Raw genomic sequence first — 19,308 nt, 5'->3', positions numbered from 1 at the left:
GACAAGCCATCAACGCCCAACGTCGGGCCGCTGAGGTAGAGGCCGGAACCGCGTTGTCACCAAGAAGAAGTGCAGGGCTGTTCTGGTTACTGAAACAGGAACGGTAGGGGAAAATTCAAAAGAGATGCTCGATCAGAAAGGCCCGGAGACGGGCCTTTTTTCTGCCGTTTCATCGGCACATTCAAACCGCGTGGGGACGCACGTATGAGCAGTGGTGTAGAACCGCGGGGCAACTCGCTCCGCATCTATTTTCGTTACAACGGAGAAAAGTGCCGCGAACCATTCCCTGGTGGAAACACACCGGCAAATCTGGCTCAGGCAAAGCGCCTGGCCGAAATCATCGACTATGAAATACAGGCTGGCACGTTCGACTATGCACGACACTTCCCCAACTCCTCGCGCCTGATCGAGAACACGTTCGGTCATTACTTGGATTTATGGTTGAAGATCAAACTGAACAGCGTGGCAGCGACCACCTATCGCGGCTATCTGAACAAGGCCGAGGTCCACATCCGTCCAAGGTGGGGCAAGGTCCAGATCGACAACATCGATCACCTCGACCTGCAGGATTGGGTGCAAGGCACATTGTCGAAAACACTCAAGAACAAGACCATTCGCGAAATTGTCAGCATTGTCCGCCAGGTGTTCCGGCTTTATCGGACCCGCAAGAAGGTTGCGCACGACCCTACAGAGGGGCTGATCGTCCGTCTGCCCGACCCTGAAGTACCTGACCCGTTTACCCGGGCGGAGATCAAGCAGATCCTCGAAACCCCGACAGACCGCACGCAAGAGCTGCTCATGGTGCAGTTCATGATCTGGGCCGGACCGCGGGTATCGGAAACGATTGCCCTGGCCTGGGAAGACGTGGACCTGAAAAGCGGAACGGTGACCTTTCGTCGGTCAAAGGTTCGTGGCGCCTACCGCGTCACAAAGACCCGACGATCGACACGCAAGGTCCGATTGCTGGGGCCGGCCTGGGATGCCCTGCGCATGCTCAACGCCATCAACAAGAACAAGAAGGCGGAAACGGTCGACATCGTCGAGCGCGACAACAAGACCGTGCGCAAGCACTCGCTGCACTTCGTTTTCCTGAACACCAATACTGGTGAACCACACGTCAGCGACTTCAGCGTGCGCGATCGCTTTTTCAAGGCTCACCTGAAAGCGGCCGACGTCCGCTATCGCGGGCCAGGCCAATGCCGGCACACCTACGCCAGCCAGCTGCTGACAACCGGTGTCGCATCGATCGACTGGATCGCGGAACAGATGGGGCACACCAACGGGAACATGATCCGTCAGCACTACGGCACCTGGATTAATGAGGACGGTCCGGACGTCATTGGCATGCTCGAGCACGCCCTCAGCCTGTAGCCCTGGTCCCAATCTGGTCCCATATCGATCCCATCGGGTCTTTTTTCAGACGGCAGAAACCACGAAGCCCCTGACTTTCTCTAGGAAAATCAGGGGCTTCGTGTATTTCAAGTATGGCGGTTGAGGAGGGATTCGAACCCTCGATACAGTTTCCTGTATACACACTTTCCAGGCGTGCTCCTTAAGCCACTCGGACACCCAACCGTGTCTCGTCAAACCGATTCAGTCTGTCGAGGCGCGCTAATGTAGTCGAAAGCTTTTCTGATGGCAAAGGTTTTTTTCAGAATTTTCATGCGCTTAAGACATTTCTTCGGATTCCGGTACTGCGCCGGCATCAGCGCCATGGCAAACCGGCCAATCTCTGGCCTGGCTGGCAGCTATATAGGAGGGCCGATCCGCGCCCCAGGTGGCCGGCTACGCTTGTCAGGCCAGAAAGGGCTGACTCACCAGTCAGTCACAGCGCTTTACCTGACCTGTGACCGTGGGTAACGTCTGCCCCACTTCAATACAAGGAATTGCGTCATGAGTGAGTTGATCTCTTACCACCTCGAAGACGGTATCGCGACCCTGACCTTGAGCAATGGCAAGGTCAATGCCATTTCCCCGGACGTGATTGCCGCCTTCAATGCCGCGCTGGACCAGGCCGTCACCGATCGCGCGGTGGTGATCATCACCGGGCAGCCCGGTATTCTGTCGGGCGGCTACGACCTGAAAGTGATGACCGCCGGCCCTAAAGAAGCCGTAAGCCTGGTGACCTCGGGTTCGACCCTGGCCCGTCGCCTGCTGTCGCACCCCTTCCCCGTCATCGTCGCCTGCCCTGGGCACGCCGTGGCCAAGGGCGCGTTCCTGCTGCTGTCCGCGGACTACCGCATCGGTGTCGAAGGCCCGTTCAGCATCGGCCTGAACGAAGTGCAGATCGGCATGACCATGCACCACGCTGGCATCGAGCTGGCCCGTGACCGCCTGCGCAAATCCGCGCTGCACCGCTCGGTGATCAATGGCGAGATGTTCGACCCGCAAGGCGCGGTGGATGCCGGTTTCCTCGATAAGGTGGTGAGCGTCGAGGAGCTGCAAGGCGCCGCCCTGGCCGCCGCGCGTCAGTTGAAGAAGATCAACATGACCGCCCACAAGAACACCAAGCTGAAAGTGCGCAAGGCGCTGCTGGAAGCCCTGGACAACGCGATCATCCTCGATCAGGAACACCTGGGCTGAAGCCTGGGCCCGCCGCCCACCAGCCCGACCCGCGCGTCGGGCTTTTTTATGCCCGCACCTTTATGCCTGCACCGCGAGAAAGACTGTGCGACGCTCTAGTTCGCCGCTGAGCAAAGAGTCGGAAACATGCGCTTAAACATCGGCCATCTTCTCCTTCTACACAGGTAATTGCCGAAAACAGTGCACATCCGTACACTGCGCCACCTTTTGTCCCCGGTGGGCCTGTAGATGCTGTATCTGTTTCGTATGTTATTGATGGGCCTGCATTTTGTTGCAGCGGGGATTCTCGGCGTGGTGCTGGGGCTATGCCGCCCGTTCAACCCGGATAACAGCCGCCTGTGCGCGCGCCTGTATGCCTTGCCGGCCATGTGCATTCTGCGCCTGCGGGTCAAGGCCGAAGTCGGGCCGCTGATGGACAAGCCCAAGAGCTGCGTGATCATCGCCAACCACCAGTCCAACTACGACCTGTTCGTGTTCGGCAACGTGGTGCCCCGGCGCACCGTGTGCATCGGTAAAAAGAGCCTGAAATGGGTGCCGCTGTTCGGTCAGTTGTTCTGGCTGGCGGGCAATGTGTTGATCGACCGTGGCAACGCGCACAAGGCGCGCCGCTCGATGCTGACCACTACCCACACCCTGCAACACAAGGACACCTCGATCTGGGTCTTCCCGGAAGGCACCCGCAACCTCGGCGAGGACCTGCTGCCGTTCAAGAAAGGCGCCTTCCAGATGGCCATCGCCGCCGGCGTGCCGATCGTCCCGGTGTGCGCCAGCAGCTACATCCGCCACATGCGTCTCAACCGCTGGCGCAGTGGCAGGATCCTGATCCGCTCGCTGCCGGCGATCCCCACCGCCGGGCTGAGCCTGGACGACATGCCGAGGCTGATCGAACAGTGTCGCGAACAGATGCGCGAGTGCATCGAGTCGATGGACCGCCAGCTACAGACCGCCTGAAAACAGCCCGCCGCGAGCGGGCTTTTTTATTGCCGGCGAACTCCGCCCAACAGGCTGACTCTGATCAGTCATGGGGCTAAGCTGCACGAAGTCTCACTCCTCATTTCGATAAGAAGAAGCGAACAGGAACCATGGGTAGAGTTGTTGCCGCCGCAGTCTACAGCGCGGGTAAAAGAGTCACGGACATCACCCTCGACGAAGGGGCGGCCTGGGCCGCCAAACCCGGGCACTTCGTCTGGATCGGCCTCGAAGAACCCAACGCCCAGGAACTGGCCAATCTGCAACGCCAGTTCAACCTGCACGAACTGGCCATCGAGGACGCCCTGGAAAAACACAGCCGGCCGAAACTCGAAACCTTCGGCGACGCGCTGTTTATCGTCACCTACTCCCCGGTGCGCGAAGCCGGAAAGCTGGAGTTCATCGAGACCCATATCTTTGCCGGCAAGGGCTATATCATCACTGCCCGCAATGGCCACTCCAAATCCTATGGGTTCGTGCGCCAGCGTTGCGAGGCACGACCGCTGCTGCTGGAGCACGGCGAAGACTTCGTGCTCTACGCGCTACTGGATTTCGTCACCGAGAACTACCAGCCGGTCAGCGAAGCGATCCATGCCGAGATCGACGAACTGGAACGCAGCGTGCTGTGCAGTTCGCTCAACGAGCGGGATATCCAGCACCTCCACAGCCTGCGCCGCGACGTGCTGCGCCTGCGCCGCTATGTAGCGCCCATGGTGGAGATCAGCGAAGAGCTGCAGAAGCTCAGCTTCCCCTTTATCGACAAGAACATGCGCCCGTACTTTCGCGACGTGCAGATCCATGTCACCCGGCAGATGGAAGACCTGGCGACCTTGCGCGACATCGCCAGCCAGACCATCGAGATCGGCGTCCTGCTGGAGGCCTCGCGACAAAGCGTGGTGCAACGCAAGTTCGCCGCCTGGGCGGCGATCCTGGCGTTCCCGACCGCAGTGGCGGGGATCTACGGAATGAACTTCGACAACATGCCCGAGCTGAAGATGCACTACGGCTACTTCGGTGTGCTGGCGTTTCTGGTGCTGGGCTGTACGGGGTTGTGGGCGAGCTTCAAGCGCTCGGGGTGGCTCTGACAGCAGAGCCGGGCTGGACGCTCCTGCAAGGGCCTTGAGACCGTTGTAGAAGCGAACCGGCTGGCGATCGGCTATGGATTCAAACCGATCCGGCCTGCGGCTTGTGCGCCACAAAACGCATCATCCACTCGGCAACGGTGCTGCCGTGATGATCCCGGTCCAGACTGGCGATGCCCTTTTGATAGACCTGTTCGCCCAGGTGCTGCTGGCGCAGGTCCAGCAAGGCCCGCGAATAGTCGTGGATAAACTCCGGGTGGCCCTGGAAGCACAGCACCTGATCATTGATGTGATAGGCCGCGAACGGGCAGAAATCGCTGGAAGCGATGACCGTGGCGTTTTCCGGCAAGGCAGTCACCTGGTCCTGATGGCTGATCAACAGCGTCAACTCTTCCACCACCGGGCTCATCCACGGCGCCCTGGCCGCCAGCTTGTAGTTGTGGGTACCCACGCCCCAGCCCTGGGTCGCGCGTTCGCTCTTGCCGCCCAGCAGCAACGCCAGCAACTGATGGCCAAAGCAGATGCCCAGCAGTTTGTCGCCGCGCTTATAACGCTCCAGCAGGTAGGTCTTGAGGGTTTGAATCCAGGGGTCGGTACCGAAGGAGTCGGCCTTGCTCCCCGTGACCAGGTAAGCGTCGAAGCTTTGGTCGTCGCTCGGGTAGTGGCCCTGCATCACGTTGTAGACGGTAAATTCGGCAGCGAGCGGCTGCTGTGAAAACAGGCGCTGAAACATCTGCCCGTAACCCTGATATTGATCGACCAATTCTGGACGCAGGATGTCGGTTTCCAGAATGCAGATGCGTAGCGACATAAAAAATACCTGACACGTGATGGGAATAATGAACACCCCAGAGCCTGCCTTGAAACGCCCGATCAAGGCAAGCCCTGCGATGCATCACTTCAATCCCTTCAGCCTCAGAACAACTGGCCCTTGGCGGCCTTCTCCAGCAGCAGCGCCGGCGGCGCGAAACGCTCGCCATATTGCTCGGCCAGGTACTGGGCCCGGGCGATAAAGTCCTTCAAACCGTACTGGTTGATGAACTGCAAGGCCCCACCGGTCCAGGCCGCGAAGCCGATACCGAAGATCGAACCGATATTGGCATCGGCCGTCGAGCACAACACGCCCTCCTCCACACAACGCACGGTTTCGATGGCCTGCACGAACAACAATCGGTCGCGCACGTCCTGCGGCGAAATCTGCCCGTCGGCTTTCTCGAAGCGGGTTTTCAGTTGCGGCCACAAATGCTTCTGCCCCCCGGCCGGGTAATCGTAGAAACCACCGCCCGCCGCCTTGCCTGGGCGCTTGTATTCATTGAGCAGCAGGTCGATCACGGCAAAGGCCGGATGCTCCGGCAACGGCTTGCCTTCGGCCAGCAGGTCCTTGGCGGTCTGTTGGCGGATATGGCTCAGCAGGCTCAGGGAAACCTCGTCGCAGATCGCCAGCGGGCCGATCGGCATGCCCGCCTTGCGCGCCTCGGTCTCGATCATCGGCGCGGCCACACCCTCGCCGAGCATGGCGATACCTTCGTTGGTGAAGGTGCCGAACACCCGCGAAGTGAAAAAGCCGCGGCTGTCGTTGACCACGATCGGGGTCTTCTTGATCTGCTGGACGAAGTCGAAGCCGCGCGCCAGAGTTTCGTCGCTGGTCTGCTCGCCCTTGATGATTTCCACCAGGGGCATTTTTTCCACCGGGCTGAAAAAATGCAGGCCGATGAACTTGCCTTGATCCGGCACCGCCTTGGCCAGGCCACTGATGGGCAAGGTCGAGGTGTTGGACGCGATCACCGCCTGTGCCCCCACCACCTGCTGCGCCGCCGCCGAGACCCTGGCCTTGAGTTCGCGATCCTCGAACACCGCCTCGATGATCAGGTCGCACCCGGCCAGGTCGGCGTCCTGCTCGGTGGTGGTGATCTGCGCCAGCGTGGCGTCACGCTGTTCGGCGCTCAATTGGCCACGGGCGATCTTCTTCTCCAGCAACGCCGCCGAATAGGCCTTGCCCTTCTCGGCCGCCGCCAGGCTGATGTCCTTGAGCACCACCTCGATGCCGGCCACCGCACTGACATAGGCGATCCCGGCGCCCATCATCCCGGCACCGAGCACCCCGACCTTCCTGGTCACATAGGGCGCAAAGCCTTGGGGACGGGAGCCACCGGCATTGATCTCATTGAGTTGGAACCAGAAGGTGCCGATCATGTTTTTCGCCACCTGGCCGGTGGTCAGCTCGGTGAAATAGCGCGCTTCGATCAACTGCGCGGTATCGAAATCGACCTGGGCGCCCTCCACGGCCGCACAGAGAATTTTCTCCGGCGCCGGCAGGCAGCCCTGAGTCTTGCTGCGCAGGATCGATGGTGCGATGGCCAGCATCTGCGCGACTTTCGGGTGCGACGGCGTGCCCCCTGGGATCTGGTAGCCGGCCACGTCCCAGCGCTGCTTGACCGCCGGGTTGGCGACAATCCACGCCCTGGCCTTGGCCAGCAGGTCGTCGCGGTCGCTGGCCAGTTGGTCGATCAGGCCGGCTTTCAGCGCCTGCTGCGGTCGGACCTTCTTGCCCTCCAGCAGATACGGCAGGGCTTTTTCCAGCCCCAGCAAACGCACCATGCGCACCACCCCGCCACCGCCCGGCAACAGGCCGAGGGTCACTTCCGGCAGGCCGACCTGCAGCGACGAATCGTCCAGCGCCACCCGGTGATGGCAGGCCAGGCAGATCTCCCAGCCACCGCCCAGGGCCGCGCCGTTGATCGCCGCTACCACGGGCTTGCCCAGGGTCTCCAGGGCCCGCAGCTGGCCCTTGAGAGTCAGCACCATGTCATAGAAGGCCTGGGCTTCGGGCTTGCCGACCTTGATCAATTCATTGAGGTCGCCGCCGGCGAAGAAGGTCTTTTTCGCCGAAGTGACGATCACCCCGGCAATCGATTCCTGCTCGGCTTGCAGGTGGGCCACACAGGCGGCCATGGCCTCGCGGTACACCGCATTCATGGTGTTGGCGCTCTGGCCCGGCATGTCGATGGTCAGAACGACGATCTGGTCCTGGCCCTTTTCGTAACGGATGGCTTGGGTCATGAAAGTGCTTCCTTGAAGTCAGGGCTCAGAGGCGTTCGATGATGGTGGCGATACCCATGCCGCCGCCGACGCAGAGGGTCGCCAGGCCGTAACGCTGGCGCCGCGCTTCCAGCTCGTCGAGCAAGGTGCCGAGGATCGCGCAGCCGGTGGCGCCCAGCGGGTGGCCCATGGCGATGGAGCCGCCATTGACGTTGACCTTGCCCGGGTCGATGGCCATGTCCTTGATGAACTTCAGCACCACCGAAGCGAAGGCCTCGTTGACCTCGAACAGGTCGATGTCCTCGACCCGCAGCCCGGCCTTGGCCAGCGCCTTGCGCGTGGCCGGCGCAGGCCCGGTGAGCATGATGGTCGGATCGGTGCTGGTGACCGCCGTGGCGACGATCCGCGCCCGCGGCTTGAGGCCCAGCGCCTGGCCCTTGGCCTCGGAACCGATCAGCATCAGCGCCGCGCCATCGACTATCCCTGAGCTGTTGCCCGGGGTGTGCACGTGGTGGATGCGCTCGACATGGCTGTAGACCCGCAAGGCGGTGGCGTCGAAGCCCATCTGGCCGATCATCTCGAAGCTGGGCTTGAGCTTGCCCAGACCTTCGAGGGTGGAATCGGCGCGTATGAACTCATCATGATCCAGCAGGACGATGCCGTTCTGGTCTTGCACCGGCACCAGGGACTTGCTGAAAGCCCCCGCCGCCCTGGCCCGCGCGGCCTTTTGCTGGGACTGCAGGGCAAAGGTATCGACATCCTCACGGCTGAGGCCTTCCAGGGTGGCGATCAGGTCCGCGCCTATGCCTTGCGGGGTGAAATGGCTGTGCATATTGGTTTGCGGGTCAAGCACCCAGGCACCGCCGTCGCTGCCCATGGGCACCCGCGACATCGACTCAACACCGCCGACCACCACCAGGTCCTCGAAACCGGAGCGCACTTTCATCGCGCCCAGGTTCACCGCTTCGAGGCCCGAGGCGCAAAAACGGTTGATCTGCACTCCGGCTACGCTGACGTCCCAGTCGGCGACCAGCGCCGCGGTCTTGGCGATGTCGGCCCCCTGGTCGCCGATCGGCGTCACGCAGCCGAGCACGATGTCGTCGACCTGGCTGGTGTCGAGTCCGGTACGCCGCTGCAGGGCCTCGAGCAGCCCGGCCAGCAGGTTCACCGGCTTGACGCTGTGCAAGGCGCCGTCGGCCTTGCCTTTGCCACGGGGGGTGCGTAATGCATCGAATATCAAAGCCTGGGTCATGACGTCCTCGAACCGCTGTGCAGATGAATGATGACAGGGCTCCCACTCTTGGCCCCGAGGGGCCCGGATTCAATGACCGATGCGCTCACTGACCTTGACGGTCACGCTCAGACGAACGGTAGTGAGCTAATGGATTCCGCCCGCCGCATAACGGAACTGTCTAGACAAAGGCCGGGCAAGAAGATGGCAATAGGCCTCATGCGCTTTTTAAAGCATCTGTCTATTAGCTGATATGAAATGGATCTAAGCCCAGGGTTACAAGGCCCCTAAGGTAGGAACTGTAGGCAGTGAATCGTTGCAGCCGGGTCTTGCCGGTGCACGTGTAAGAAAAGGGACACATCGCCTGACCAGAGTGAAGCGGCAGGCATGCATTTGATGTTCAGGAATAACAACAAAAGGCATTCAGCCATGTTCAAGCATTCGAAAGTCCGTCAAGCGGGGCTCATTCTGTTCGCAACCACCTTGCTTCTGATTTTGCCGAATCTCACCAAAGTGATCGGCTAGAGGCGTGGCCATCCCGTCACGCAATTGCATCTTTGTGCTCCGGTTCGCTACCGAGGCAGGCGCTTGTGTGCCACTCTTTCTGACGCCGCGGCCACGCTGAATCAGGGCGTCGTCGCGCTTATCAGAAAACTGGAGACAGGCCGTACGCGCTGCTCTCCACCCCAGCGACGGAACAGCGATCAATTGAAATCTCTTATCCTCCTGTGCAGCGCCCTGCTGCTCATCACACCCGTGCATGCCGCGCAGCTGACCCTGGAACTGGGGGCCGGCAGTCGCACCTGGCAGACCGAAGAACTGCTCAAGCACCCTCAGGCCCGGACGATCACCGTCAAGGATGACGTGTCGTACAAACGCGACATGAGTTACCGCGCGGTGCCGATCTCGGCCCTGCTCACCGGCATCAAGGCTGATGACCATCTGCAGGCTGTCGCCCTGGACGGTTTCGCCGCCGAATTGCCCGCCGCCCCCCTGCTCAACCAAGACGGCGCCCAGGCCTGGCTGGCCATCGAAGACCCAGCCAAGCCCTGGCCGCCCCTGGCTGAAGGCAAGCACAGCGCCGGGCCTTTCTACCTGGTGTGGACCAACCCGCAGGCCGGTCATATCAGCCCCGAGCAATGGCCGTTCGAAGTGGCGAGCATCAAGCGCCTGGCGCCGGTGGCCGAGCGTTTCCCGGCCCTGCGCCCGGACCCCAAACTGGCGGCCGGCGACCCGGTGAACCAGGGCTTCGCCCTGTTCCAGAAGAATTGCCTGGCTTGCCATCGCCTCAACGGCGCCGGCGACTCGCAGTTCGGCCCGGATCTGAATATCCCCTACAGCCCCACCGAGTATTTCGGTGCGGACTTCCTCAAGCGTTATATCCGTGACCCACAGAGCCTGCGCCGCTGGCCACAGGCGAAGATGCCGGCCTTCGCAAGCAGCGTATTGCCGGATGCCGAGCTGGAGTTGCTGGTGGGGTATCTGAAGCATATGGCGGGACGCAAGCAGCCTGGGCAATAAAGCTGGCTTGGGGAGGTGCTGTCCAGAATGCCATCGCAGGCAAGCCTCGCTCCTTACAGTCGGGCGTGCTCCCCGGCAAGCGCTCCATTGCAATGCAGTGGCTATCGACGGCATAGCCAGACTTGATTTCACCGCTTGGGCAAAACTTCGCAAAATTCGCTGCAACAGCGCAGATGACTTCAGTACCACCACGGTGCGCAGTCGACGCCCCACCCTTCATGGCGCCAATGGCAGCCGGACCCGGAATGTCCCCGACCGGTTTCCTCTCCTACCGGTCTTCCCTTTTGGCCACCCTCAGCGGGTGGCCTTTTTTTACCCGCTTTTTTGTAGGATCCCGGGGCAGAAACGAAATCGGCCGACCCGAAGGTCAGCCGATGCTGAGTCTTGACGCTATTCATATGCCCTAAACGAGTCGCCCTCGAACCTCCTGCTTCACGCCCCAACCTTCAATGATCCCGCCCAGGGGCGCGACCACCGCTTCAAAGTCCTGCTCGAAATCGCCGATGCCGCCGTAGGTGGCGTACATCACCTTGCTCAACTCCAGGTACCAGACGCCGTCATCGCGCACGCTGACCTGGGCATTCAAGGATTCACCGCGGAACTGCCCTGCCGCCCTGCGTGCCCGCTCCTCGTCCGGGAAAATGGCGTAGAACTCGATGGGATGGAATCGTGAAAAGTCGAAACCGCCTTCTTTCATGCGGCGCAGCACGCTGCTGCTGATGTCTTCTTGATAGGCTGTGCTCATGAAACGTCCTCCTCAAACCGATGGATAGACTTTCCGTACTCCCTTGCCTGTCACCGCACGGTGCAGGCTTGCGGCGAGAAGATCGCCGCCAGGAAACAAGCATGTAGCTGACAAGACCAGACCTTAGCGATTCATTCGCTGATCTCGAATGCAGAGTAGCGCCAAGACGCAGGCGCTGCCAAGGTCTGGGTTAAAGCTCGGTGGAGCTTTGCGCATTAAAGATTAAATCGGCGTAATGCTGAGGATTTGAATGCTGTTCTGATCTTTCAGGCTCTTGAGCGTAGGGTCGTCGGTGCGCCCTTCCAGATCGTTGAGGTCAAGCTCGGCCGGAACCGGCAAAAGCTTTGCGCGAATCAATTGTGCCGCCTCCTCCATGCTGGGCTGCTGCTCACAGTCGAACTGCTCGACTGACTGGACACCATGATCGTCAACGAAAGTGACTTGCCACTTTTGCATCAGTGCCTCCTTGATGAAGCCCATGGATGGACTCACAAGATGTCGACCCTGAAGAACCAAGGATCGTTCAAACCAAAAGCCCGGCGGTGCCATTAAAAAAGGCTGCCCTGGGGCAGCCTTTGCGCAACGATCGGCGCTTACGGTTTCTCGGCGCGCGCCTTCAATGCCTTGAGGGTGTTGAACGGCGCATCCACGACAAACTTGTTGGCCAGCCAGGACGGCACGCTGCCGCCCGGTTCGGTGTGCACCTGATAGGTCACTTCGACCTGGTCCGCGCCCTTGGGCACGAACTTCCAGAAGCCTTCGACCTGGGCGACACGCACGAAACCTTTCTCCTCGGGAAGGTAGGTCGGTACGCCTTCGAGCTTGCGGGTCAGGCTGCCATCGGCCGCTTCGCTGGTGGTGACATGCAGCACCGAATCACGCGGCGTAACTGGCCATGGGGTGTTGAACTGGGTGTAGGTCCAGCTCTGCTCACCTTCGTGCTTGAGCAGTTTCTGCGACTTGCACTCGTGGATCCAGGCGCAGGCGCCCGTCACGTCGTCCTGCAGCGCGCGCAGCTTGGCCACGCTGGTTTTCATGGTGGTCACGCCCCGGTAGGCCTTGTATTTGGAGCCGGCCACTTCACTCAAGGAGACCTTGATGCCGTCTTCATCCTTGGCCGTTTGCCAATCTTCGGCGTGGGCGGTTGCCGAGAGCAGAACGGTCAACCCACAGAGCACAGCAATTCGATGCAGCGAACCCATTGTCTTATTCCTTATTGTTGAAGTTCCGTTCATTGAAAACACTTCACGCCGCCGTCACTTGCTCCCACCAGCCCAACAAGCGGATAGCCTCTTCCCGACTGCCGCCGCAGACTTCGACATCGGCCTGGAACGCACCACAGACGGCGGGCCGTTCGGGTTGGCCGAACAAACCGCACAGCAGTTCGACAGAAAGATGAATGCAACGTTCTCCGGCCGGTTTGCCATTGGGCATTCCGGGAATCGGGGTACTGATGGAAGGGGCAATGCAACAGGCGCCACAGCCTTCACGGCAGTTCATGACGACAAGCTCCTCGCGACGGGCAAAGTATTGAAATGACGCGGACTAGAGTAACCGCTAAAACAGCCGTTTGAAATTGGCCGCCCACGGGTTTTTACGCTAAGGCTCGCGTGACTGACCAGTCTCCGACAAAGCGTCAGGGCTGCGGGTCACAGTCAGGATGAAGGTTTACTGCTTGAACTCGAAATCCAACGCCGCGCCTTCCACATCACGCCGTTCGTCATTGCGCAGCTGCAACTGCATTTCGTTGCTCAGCAAGCGGCCGTTGAGCTGGAACGGACTGTCGTCCTTGGGTTTCTCGCCGAACATCGGCGGCAGCAACGGGGGGCGCTTGGGCTGGTTGACCGAGCCGATCGGCTGCAATTGCTTGACCATTTCCGGCGGCAGGCTCAGATCGACATTGGCCGAAGGCAAACGCGTCCTCACGATCTCACTGGCAGGCTTGGACTTGGAAGCGATCGGCGCGCGCCTTTTCTGTGCCTTGGCCTTGGGTTTGGCCTTGCTGGTCACTGCCGCCTTCTTTACCGGCGCGGCTTTCTTGGCTGCCGCGGTTTTCTGCGATTTATTCTCGGTGGCGCTTGCCGCGACCTTTTCCTGGGCCGGAGCCGCCAGAACGCTGGCCGTGCCGAAAGCACTCAATACGCTGACCAATACCCAGGCAACAGGAAAAATCGCTTTCATAGAGAGACAACAGGATCGGCGGCAAAGAGCCATATGCTCGCCTGTTGACCGCGCGAAAACAAGCACGGTAACCGATTCTTCAAAAACCTCCCGCGGCCTCCTGGCACAACTGGCTGGCCAGCATGCCCAGGGTCATCAGTGCCCGTTCGGCCTCACGATTCCAGGGGGTACCGCAGTTGAGGCGAATGCAGTGGTTGAACTGCTCGGTATTACTGAAGATCAGCCCCGGCGCGATACTGATGCCCTGCTGCAATGCCCGGACATGCAATTCCTGGGTATTGACCCGCCCCGGCAGGCTGACCCAGAGAATGAAACCGCCGTTCGGACGGGTAATCTGCGTGCCCTCTGGGAAGTACTGCTGCACCGCCAACTGAAAGGCGCTGAGGTTCTTGCGGTACTCCTGGCGGATAAAGCGCAGATGCCGGTCGTAACCGCCGTTCTCCAGGTAGGCCGCGACGCCCATCTGGGTGACGCTGCAGGCCGAGTGGGTGCTGAAGGTTTGCAAACGCTGGATTTCCTGCTGAAACTTGCCGGCAATCATCCAGCCGATGCGCACGCCGGGTGACAGGGTCTTGGAAAAGCTCGAGCAATAGATCACCCGATCCAGACGGTCATAGGCTTTCAGCGCCTTGGTACGACCGACCTCGAACATCAGTTCGCCGTAGATGTCATCTTCGACCACCTGGATATCGAAATCCGAGGCCAGGCGCAGCAATTGTTTCTGCCGCTCTTCCGGCATGGTGCCGCCCAGTGGATTGCTCAAGCGCGTGGTCAACACCAGGGCCTTGATCGACCACTGGTTGGCCGCCAGTTGCAGCGCTTCCAGGCTCATGCCGGTGGAAGGGTCGCTGGGAATCTCGATGACCTTGAGCCCCAACAGGTCGGCCAGTTGCAACAGGCCGTAGTAAGTCGGCGACTCCGCGGCGATCAGGTCGCCCGGGCGGGTCAGCACGCGCAACGACATCTGCAGGGCATCCACGCAGCCGTGGGTGATCACCACTTCGGAGGGGTCGACCACCACGCCAGCGTCGCGCATGCGAATCGCCACCTGTCGGCGCAATGGCTCGAAGCCGGGGCTGAACATGTAGCTGAAAGCGCGCGGGCTATGGAAACGGGTGACCTTGGCCAGTTGCTGGTGCAACGCCCGTACTGGCAGGTAATCGACGCTCGGCACCGCGGCGCCCAGCGGAAACACGCCTTCACGGCGCGACTCCACCAACACCTGATGAATGATGCTGCTGCGCGTCACCAGGCCAGGCCGCTCGACCCGGGCGATGTCCGGGGTCGGCGCGGTCAGCGCCGGGGTCTGGTGCACGTAATAGCCCGACTGTGGACGGGCACGGATCAGCCCCTGGTCCTCGAGATTGGCGTAGGCCTGGAGCACCGTGGCATGGCTGACGTTGAGCTGGGAACTCATCTTGCGTACCGAAGGTACGCGTTCCCCGGGCTGGTACACACCACGACGGATATCTTCAGCCAGCTGCTGAGCGATACGTTGATAAAGCAAGAGATTGGTCATGACGCTGCACTCGATTTCACCGGCATTTTATTCTTGTGGATGACGATACCGGAACAGTTCATAAGTGTACTGGGACAGTTGCCACAATAGTCGACCGTACAGGGCAGTGTCAGCAAAAACTGTACTGTTTTGTGTGCCAATCGTCAGGCACAAAAAAACCCGGCTCCGCGGGGGAAACCGGGTTGTCTTGAGCCGCCGCGTCTTAGCGCGCGGCGCCCAACTGGCCTTTCTCGTCGGAGAAGACGATTTCCACCCGACGGTTCTGCGCCCGCCCACGTTCCGAGGCGTTGGCCTCGACCGGGTACTCATCGCCATAACCTTCGACCTGGACCCGTTTCTCCTCGACACCCAGGTCCACCAGGATATCGGCCACGGCCTGCGCCCGGTCGCGGGACAGTTTCAGATTACTCTGCTTGTCGCCGGTGTTGTCCGTGTAGCCCTCGATCCGCACCACACGCTTGGGGTTCAGCTGGAGAAACTGCACGACTTTGAGCACGGTACGATTGGCCGAGCTCTTCAGCTCCGCTTCGCCGGTGTCGAACAACACATCGCCCAGGGTCATCACCAGCCCGCGATCGGTCTGGGTCGTGGCCAGGTTGATGATCTGCTCTTCCAGCCACTTGCCCTGCTGCTGCACGCTCAGCAATTTGGCCTCGCGCAGGGCCAGTTGCAGGCGCTGGCGTTCGAGTTCGAGCTTGGCCGCCTGCTCCTGGTTCAGCGCCTGGTTGGTGTGCTCGCGGGCGATTTCGCTGTAGCGCTGGCTGAGGTAGGCGTAGTGCACCACATCCGAACCGCTGCCCCAGTAGCTGGACAGGCGATCGGCCCGGGCCAGGGACTCACCGGCGCGGATCACATCCTTGGGCGCGATGCGCAGCACATTGGAATCTTCCTTGACCTTCTGGAAGTCCTCGCCGGCCTGTTCCAGCGCTGCTTCGCTGCGTTGCCCGGCGCAGCCGTAGAGGCCGGTGCAGGCGATCAGCAGCACGCCACCCAATACTCGAGTCAGACGAATCATTGGGCATCTCCCAACTGCTTGCGCAGACGAGTGATACGAGTCTGGACGAGGTTCAGCTGTTCCTGGCTTTTCAGGGTCAGAACCCGCGCCTCGGCCAGGCGCGCATCCAGTTCCGCCTGCTCGGCACGCATGCGCGCGTGCTTGAACGACTCTTCCTGCATGTTGCGTTGGGCGCGGGCGAATTTGTCCTCGGCCAGTTTCATTTCCGGCACATCCTCTGCCGTGGCTCCCACGGCCTTGGCCTGGGCCAGGGTTTGTTCGGTCAGGCGCATTTGTTCATTCGGCGCCGGATCGGCTGCGCAACCCGCCAGAGCCAGGACGGCCAGGGCAGCGAAAAGAGGTCGAATACTCACTAGAAATCCCTACTGTTTGGGGGTGCTGACAGGTTGCTGCAACTGTGCCTTCCAACGCTCGAGATTGCGCTGCAGCACGGCTTCCGTCAGACCGGACGCGGGCAATTCTGTCATCTTTTTTGCCAACTGTCCGCGCAACCATGGGTCGTTGCAGGCGGAGTTGTGCGAGATGGCCAGGAACAGGCCAGGTTTGTCGGCAGGCTGCGGGAATGCCAGCAGATCGTTGGCCATGCCCAGCGACTGGGCCAGGGCTATGCCGGCGTAGCGTCCGGCCAGTACGTACTCCACCTCCCCCAGCAACAGTTTCTGGAATGCCTGGGTCAGATTCGGCATGCGGGTCAGGCTCAATTGCTCCTTGGCGAAGGCATCGAAGGGCGGCGTCAGGCGCGCCCTTTCCGACAATGCGCCGGTATGCCCATGCAGGTCCGAGGGCTGGCTGTAGCTCAGCGTCGAGCCCTTGCGGGTCCAGACCAGGAAATCGTTCTCCAGCAGCGGCGGATGAATGTAGTCCAGCGCTTCCAGCTCACTCACCGTCAGCGGCGCGTCGGCCAGCATGTCTATGCGCCCGCTGCGCACTTCATCCAGGGCGGCGGAGCGTTTGCCGGCATACAACAACTCGACCTTGATCCCCAGTTCCTGCGCCACGTGTTGCAGCAATTCGGCGCTGGCGCCAATCAGGTGGCTGGGGTCCTGCGGGTCGCGCCACAGATACGGCGGGGCATCCGGACTGCCGGTCACCACCAGGCGCTCGCATTTACCGGCGGCCATCGACGGCAACGGCATCAATGTCAGTCCCAGCAGCACTGACAGGCCACCCAGGCGGCGCAGATCCATGGCGAAATTCTCCCACTCAAATCCCAGACAATAAAAAAGCCCGGCCAAAAGACCGGGCTCTCTTATAAGTGAAGCCGCTGGATTAGACCAGCTTCTCCAGCTCTGGTACGGCTTCGAACAAGTCCGCCACCAGGCCGTAATCGGCCACCTGGAAGATCGGCGCTTCTTCGTCCTTGTTGATCGCAACGATCACCTTGGAGTCTTTCATACCGGCCAGGTGCTGGATCGCGCCGGAGATACCGACGGCGATGTACAGCTGTGGCGCAACGATCTTGCCGGTCTGGCCGACCTGCATGTCGTTGGGTACGAAACCTGCGTCGACCGCGGCGCGCGAAGCACCCACGGCAGCGCCCAGCTTGTCGGCCAGGGCGTACAGGTGTTTGAAGTTGTCGCCGTTCTGCATGCCGCGGCCGCCGGAAATGACGATCTTGGCAGCAGTCAGTTCAGGACGGTCGGACTTGGCCAGCTCTTCGCCGACGAAGCTCGATTTACCTGCGTCGTGAGCGGCAGCAACCGCTTCGACAGCGGCCGAACCGCCTTCGGCGGCAACCGGATCGAAACCGGTGGCGCGCACGGTGATGACCTTCACGGCGGCGTTCGATTGCACGGTAGCGATGGCGTTACCGGCATAGATCGGACGCTTGAAGGTGTCGGCGCTTTCTACCGAGATGATCTCGGAAATCTGGTCGACGTCCAGCTGCGCGGCCACGCGCGGCAGGATGTTTTTGCCGTTGGAAGTGGCGGCGGCCAGGATGTGGCTGTAGCCCTTGCCAAGCTCTGCTACCAGAGGGGCAACGTTTTCCGGCAGTTGGTGAGCGTAAGCGGCGTTGTCGGCCGACAGGACTTTGCTCACGCCAGCGATTTTCGCCGCGGCTTCAGCCACGGTGCCAGCGCCCTGGCCGGCGACCAGGACGTGGATGTCGCCACCGATTTTGGCAGCGGCGGCAACGGTGTTCAGGGTGGCCGGAGCCAGCACCTTGTTGTCGTGTTCAGCGATTACCAAGATAGTCATGTCAGATTACCTTCGCTTCGTTTTTCAGTTTCTCGACCAGTTCAGCGACCGACTTGACCTTGATACCCGCACTGCGTGCAGCCGGCGCTTCGACTTTCAGGGTCTTGTTGGTAGAGGCGGTGGAAACGCCCAAAGCATCAGGAGTCAGCACTTCAAGCGGCTTCTTCTTGGCTTTCATGATGTTTGGCAGAGACGCGTAGCGCGGCTCGTTCAAACGCAGGTCGGTGGTGACGATCGCTGGCAGGTTCAGCGAAACGGTTTGCAAGCCACCGTCGATTTCACGGGTCACCGCAACCTTGTCGCCCGACACTTCGACCTTGGAGGCGAAGGTGCCTTGAGCGTAACCGCTCAGGGCTGCCAGCATCTGGCCGGTCTGGTTGTTGTCGCTGTCGATGGCTTGCTTGCCAAGGATCACCAGCTGAGGCTGTTCCTTGTCGACCACGGCCTTGAGCAGCTTGGCCACGGCCAGGGAGTTCAGTTCATCAGCGGACTCGACGAGGATGGCACGATCGGCACCCAGCGCCAGGGCGGTACGCAGTTGCTCTTGAGCAGTAGCGGGACCGATGGAGACGACGACGATTTCAGTCGCTACGCCTTTTTCTTTCAGGCGTACGGCTTCTTCCACTGCGATTTCGCAGAAAGGGTTCATCGACATCTTGACGTTGGCGAGGTCGACGCCGGAATTGTCCGCCTTGACGCGAACCTTGACGTTGTAATCGACAACGCGTTTGACAGCTACAAGAACCTTCATGGATTCCTCGTTACTCTCCGGTGAAAAGAAAGTCGCCTAGGCGAACCTGGCGGTTGATGCTCATCGGGCACAAGGGCACCTCTAAAAACGCTGGCATGGACTCTTGCAACAGCAGACAGATGACCTTGCTCACGGGATGATGACCGTTCGTCAGTAGCGACTGGCCGGTCATTCTTTATCGCGGCGTGTAAACTGCACGTTGCGTCACCTTGTACTGCCTTCGCCCTGTCTTTAGAGGTGCTCTTGAAACCAACAGTCAGCCTACGGCGAGCGCAAAACCGACCGTATCTTGACCGGAACGCCTATTCTGGTCAATACGCCAAAATGGCCAGTCATAAGCCGTGCTTCTTTGATTTACATGGGCTGCAGCAAATTCAAACAAACGTTTGTATTGGACGCTAAGAGTGGTGTAGATATAATGCGCCGCCTAGAGAGAAAGGCGGGTCGTTCATTGTCCCCTCCCCTGTTTGGCG

19 protein-coding genes and 1 tRNA gene are annotated in these 19,308 nt (G+C 60.7%); 5 read left to right on the top strand and 15 right to left on the bottom strand.

Annotated features, from left to right (window positions below):
• Positions 1–204 precede the first annotated feature (204 nt).
• Positions 205–1,371: an Arm DNA-binding domain-containing protein gene (locus PMI20_RS12500; RefSeq protein WP_007928162.1), complete on the top strand. Its 1,167-nt coding sequence runs from the start codon at positions 205–207 to the stop codon at positions 1,369–1,371.
• Positions 1,372–1,485: 114 nt separating this feature from the next.
• Here the strand turns inward: PMI20_RS12500 and PMI20_RS12495 are convergent.
• Positions 1,486–1,575 (bottom strand) — tRNA-Ser (locus PMI20_RS12495).
• 318 nt (positions 1,576–1,893) lie between these two features.
• Between PMI20_RS12495 and PMI20_RS12490 the strand changes: the two genes are divergently transcribed.
• From PMI20_RS12490 to PMI20_RS12480, 3 genes are all read left to right on the top strand, one after another.
• Positions 1,894–2,583 carry a crotonase/enoyl-CoA hydratase family protein gene (locus PMI20_RS12490; protein WP_007928161.1) on the top strand — a complete coding sequence of 230 codons (690 nt, stop codon included), beginning with the start codon at positions 1,894–1,896 and terminating at the stop codon, positions 2,581–2,583.
• Between the two features lie 228 nt (positions 2,584–2,811).
• Positions 2,812–3,534 carry a lysophospholipid acyltransferase family protein gene (locus tag PMI20_RS12485; RefSeq protein ID WP_007928160.1) on the top strand — a complete coding sequence of 241 codons (723 nt, stop codon included), beginning with the start codon at positions 2,812–2,814 and terminating at the stop codon, positions 3,532–3,534.
• Positions 3,535–3,665: 131 nt separating this feature from the next.
• Positions 3,666–4,637, top strand: coding sequence for a magnesium and cobalt transport protein CorA (locus PMI20_RS12480; RefSeq protein WP_007928159.1), 972 nt, complete (start codon positions 3,666–3,668; stop codon positions 4,635–4,637).
• A gap of 79 nt (positions 4,638–4,716) precedes the next feature.
• On the opposite strand, the gene PMI20_RS12475 is transcribed toward PMI20_RS12480, so the two are convergent.
• From PMI20_RS12475 to PMI20_RS12465, 3 genes are all read right to left on the bottom strand, one after another.
• Positions 4,717–5,445 (bottom strand): amidotransferase, encoded by a 729-nt coding sequence (locus PMI20_RS12475; protein WP_007928158.1) that lies wholly within the window; start codon positions 5,443–5,445, stop codon positions 4,717–4,719.
• Positions 5,446–5,549: 104 nt separating this feature from the next.
• A complete protein-coding gene (locus tag PMI20_RS12470) occupies positions 5,550–7,694 on the bottom strand; it encodes a 3-hydroxyacyl-CoA dehydrogenase NAD-binding domain-containing protein (protein WP_007928157.1) in 2,145 nt (714 codons plus the stop codon).
• 25 nt (positions 7,695–7,719) lie between these two features.
• Positions 7,720–8,925, bottom strand: coding sequence for an acetyl-CoA C-acetyltransferase (locus PMI20_RS12465; protein WP_007928156.1), 1,206 nt, complete (start codon positions 8,923–8,925; stop codon positions 7,720–7,722).
• A 687-nt stretch (positions 8,926–9,612) separates the two neighbouring features.
• Between PMI20_RS12465 and PMI20_RS12460 the strand changes: the two genes are divergently transcribed.
• Positions 9,613–10,425 (top strand): c-type cytochrome, encoded by an 813-nt coding sequence (locus PMI20_RS12460; RefSeq protein WP_037035174.1) that lies wholly within the window; start codon positions 9,613–9,615, stop codon positions 10,423–10,425.
• 403 nt (positions 10,426–10,828) lie between these two features.
• On the opposite strand, the gene PMI20_RS12455 is transcribed toward PMI20_RS12460, so the two are convergent.
• From PMI20_RS12455 to PMI20_RS12405, 11 genes are all read right to left on the bottom strand, one after another.
• A complete protein-coding gene (locus tag PMI20_RS12455) occupies positions 10,829–11,170 on the bottom strand; it encodes a ribonuclease E inhibitor RraB (RefSeq protein WP_007928145.1) in 342 nt (113 codons plus the stop codon).
• 222 nt (positions 11,171–11,392) lie between these two features.
• Positions 11,393–11,650: a hypothetical protein gene (locus tag PMI20_RS12450; RefSeq protein ID WP_007928144.1), complete on the bottom strand. Its 258-nt coding sequence runs from the start codon at positions 11,648–11,650 to the stop codon at positions 11,393–11,395.
• A gap of 113 nt (positions 11,651–11,763) precedes the next feature.
• Entirely contained in the window at positions 11,764–12,372 is a 609-nt protein-coding gene (locus PMI20_RS12445; RefSeq protein ID WP_007928143.1) for an START domain-containing protein, read from the bottom strand.
• Between the two features lie 43 nt (positions 12,373–12,415).
• Entirely contained in the window at positions 12,416–12,670 is a 255-nt protein-coding gene (locus tag PMI20_RS12440; protein WP_007928142.1) for a YkgJ family cysteine cluster protein, read from the bottom strand.
• A gap of 168 nt (positions 12,671–12,838) precedes the next feature.
• Positions 12,839–13,351 carry a hypothetical protein gene (locus PMI20_RS12435; protein ID WP_007928141.1) on the bottom strand — a complete coding sequence of 171 codons (513 nt, stop codon included), beginning with the start codon at positions 13,349–13,351 and terminating at the stop codon, positions 12,839–12,841.
• A gap of 79 nt (positions 13,352–13,430) precedes the next feature.
• Complete coding sequence (locus tag PMI20_RS12430; protein WP_007928140.1) at positions 13,431–14,870, bottom strand: aminotransferase-like domain-containing protein; 1,440 nt, start codon at positions 14,868–14,870, stop codon at positions 13,431–13,433.
• Positions 14,871–15,072: 202 nt separating this feature from the next.
• Positions 15,073–15,885 carry an OmpA family protein gene (locus PMI20_RS12425; protein ID WP_007928135.1) on the bottom strand — a complete coding sequence of 271 codons (813 nt, stop codon included), beginning with the start codon at positions 15,883–15,885 and terminating at the stop codon, positions 15,073–15,075.
• Complete coding sequence (locus PMI20_RS12420) at positions 15,882–16,238, bottom strand: DUF4398 domain-containing protein (RefSeq protein WP_009042881.1); 357 nt, start codon at positions 16,236–16,238, stop codon at positions 15,882–15,884. The genes PMI20_RS12425 and PMI20_RS12420 overlap by 4 nt, the downstream gene beginning before the upstream one ends.
• Positions 16,239–16,247: 9 nt before the next feature.
• Positions 16,248–17,072: a substrate-binding periplasmic protein gene (locus PMI20_RS12415; RefSeq protein WP_007928130.1), complete on the bottom strand. Its 825-nt coding sequence runs from the start codon at positions 17,070–17,072 to the stop codon at positions 16,248–16,250.
• A gap of 82 nt (positions 17,073–17,154) precedes the next feature.
• The gene (locus PMI20_RS12410; protein WP_007928128.1) at positions 17,155–18,084 is read right to left on the bottom strand and encodes an electron transfer flavoprotein subunit alpha/FixB family protein; all 930 of its coding nucleotides are present in this window, start codon (positions 18,082–18,084) and stop codon (positions 17,155–17,157) included.
• A 1-nt stretch (position 18,085) separates the two neighbouring features.
• A complete protein-coding gene (locus tag PMI20_RS12405; protein WP_007928126.1) occupies positions 18,086–18,835 on the bottom strand; it encodes an electron transfer flavoprotein subunit beta/FixA family protein in 750 nt (249 codons plus the stop codon).
• Between the last annotated feature and the right edge of the window lie 473 nt (positions 18,836–19,308).

This window comes from Pseudomonas sp. GM17 (genome assembly GCF_000282175.2).
GTDB lineage: Bacteria > Pseudomonadota > Gammaproteobacteria > Pseudomonadales > Pseudomonadaceae > Aquipseudomonas > Aquipseudomonas chlororaphis.
This window is presented reverse-complemented; position numbering and strand designations above follow the sequence as displayed.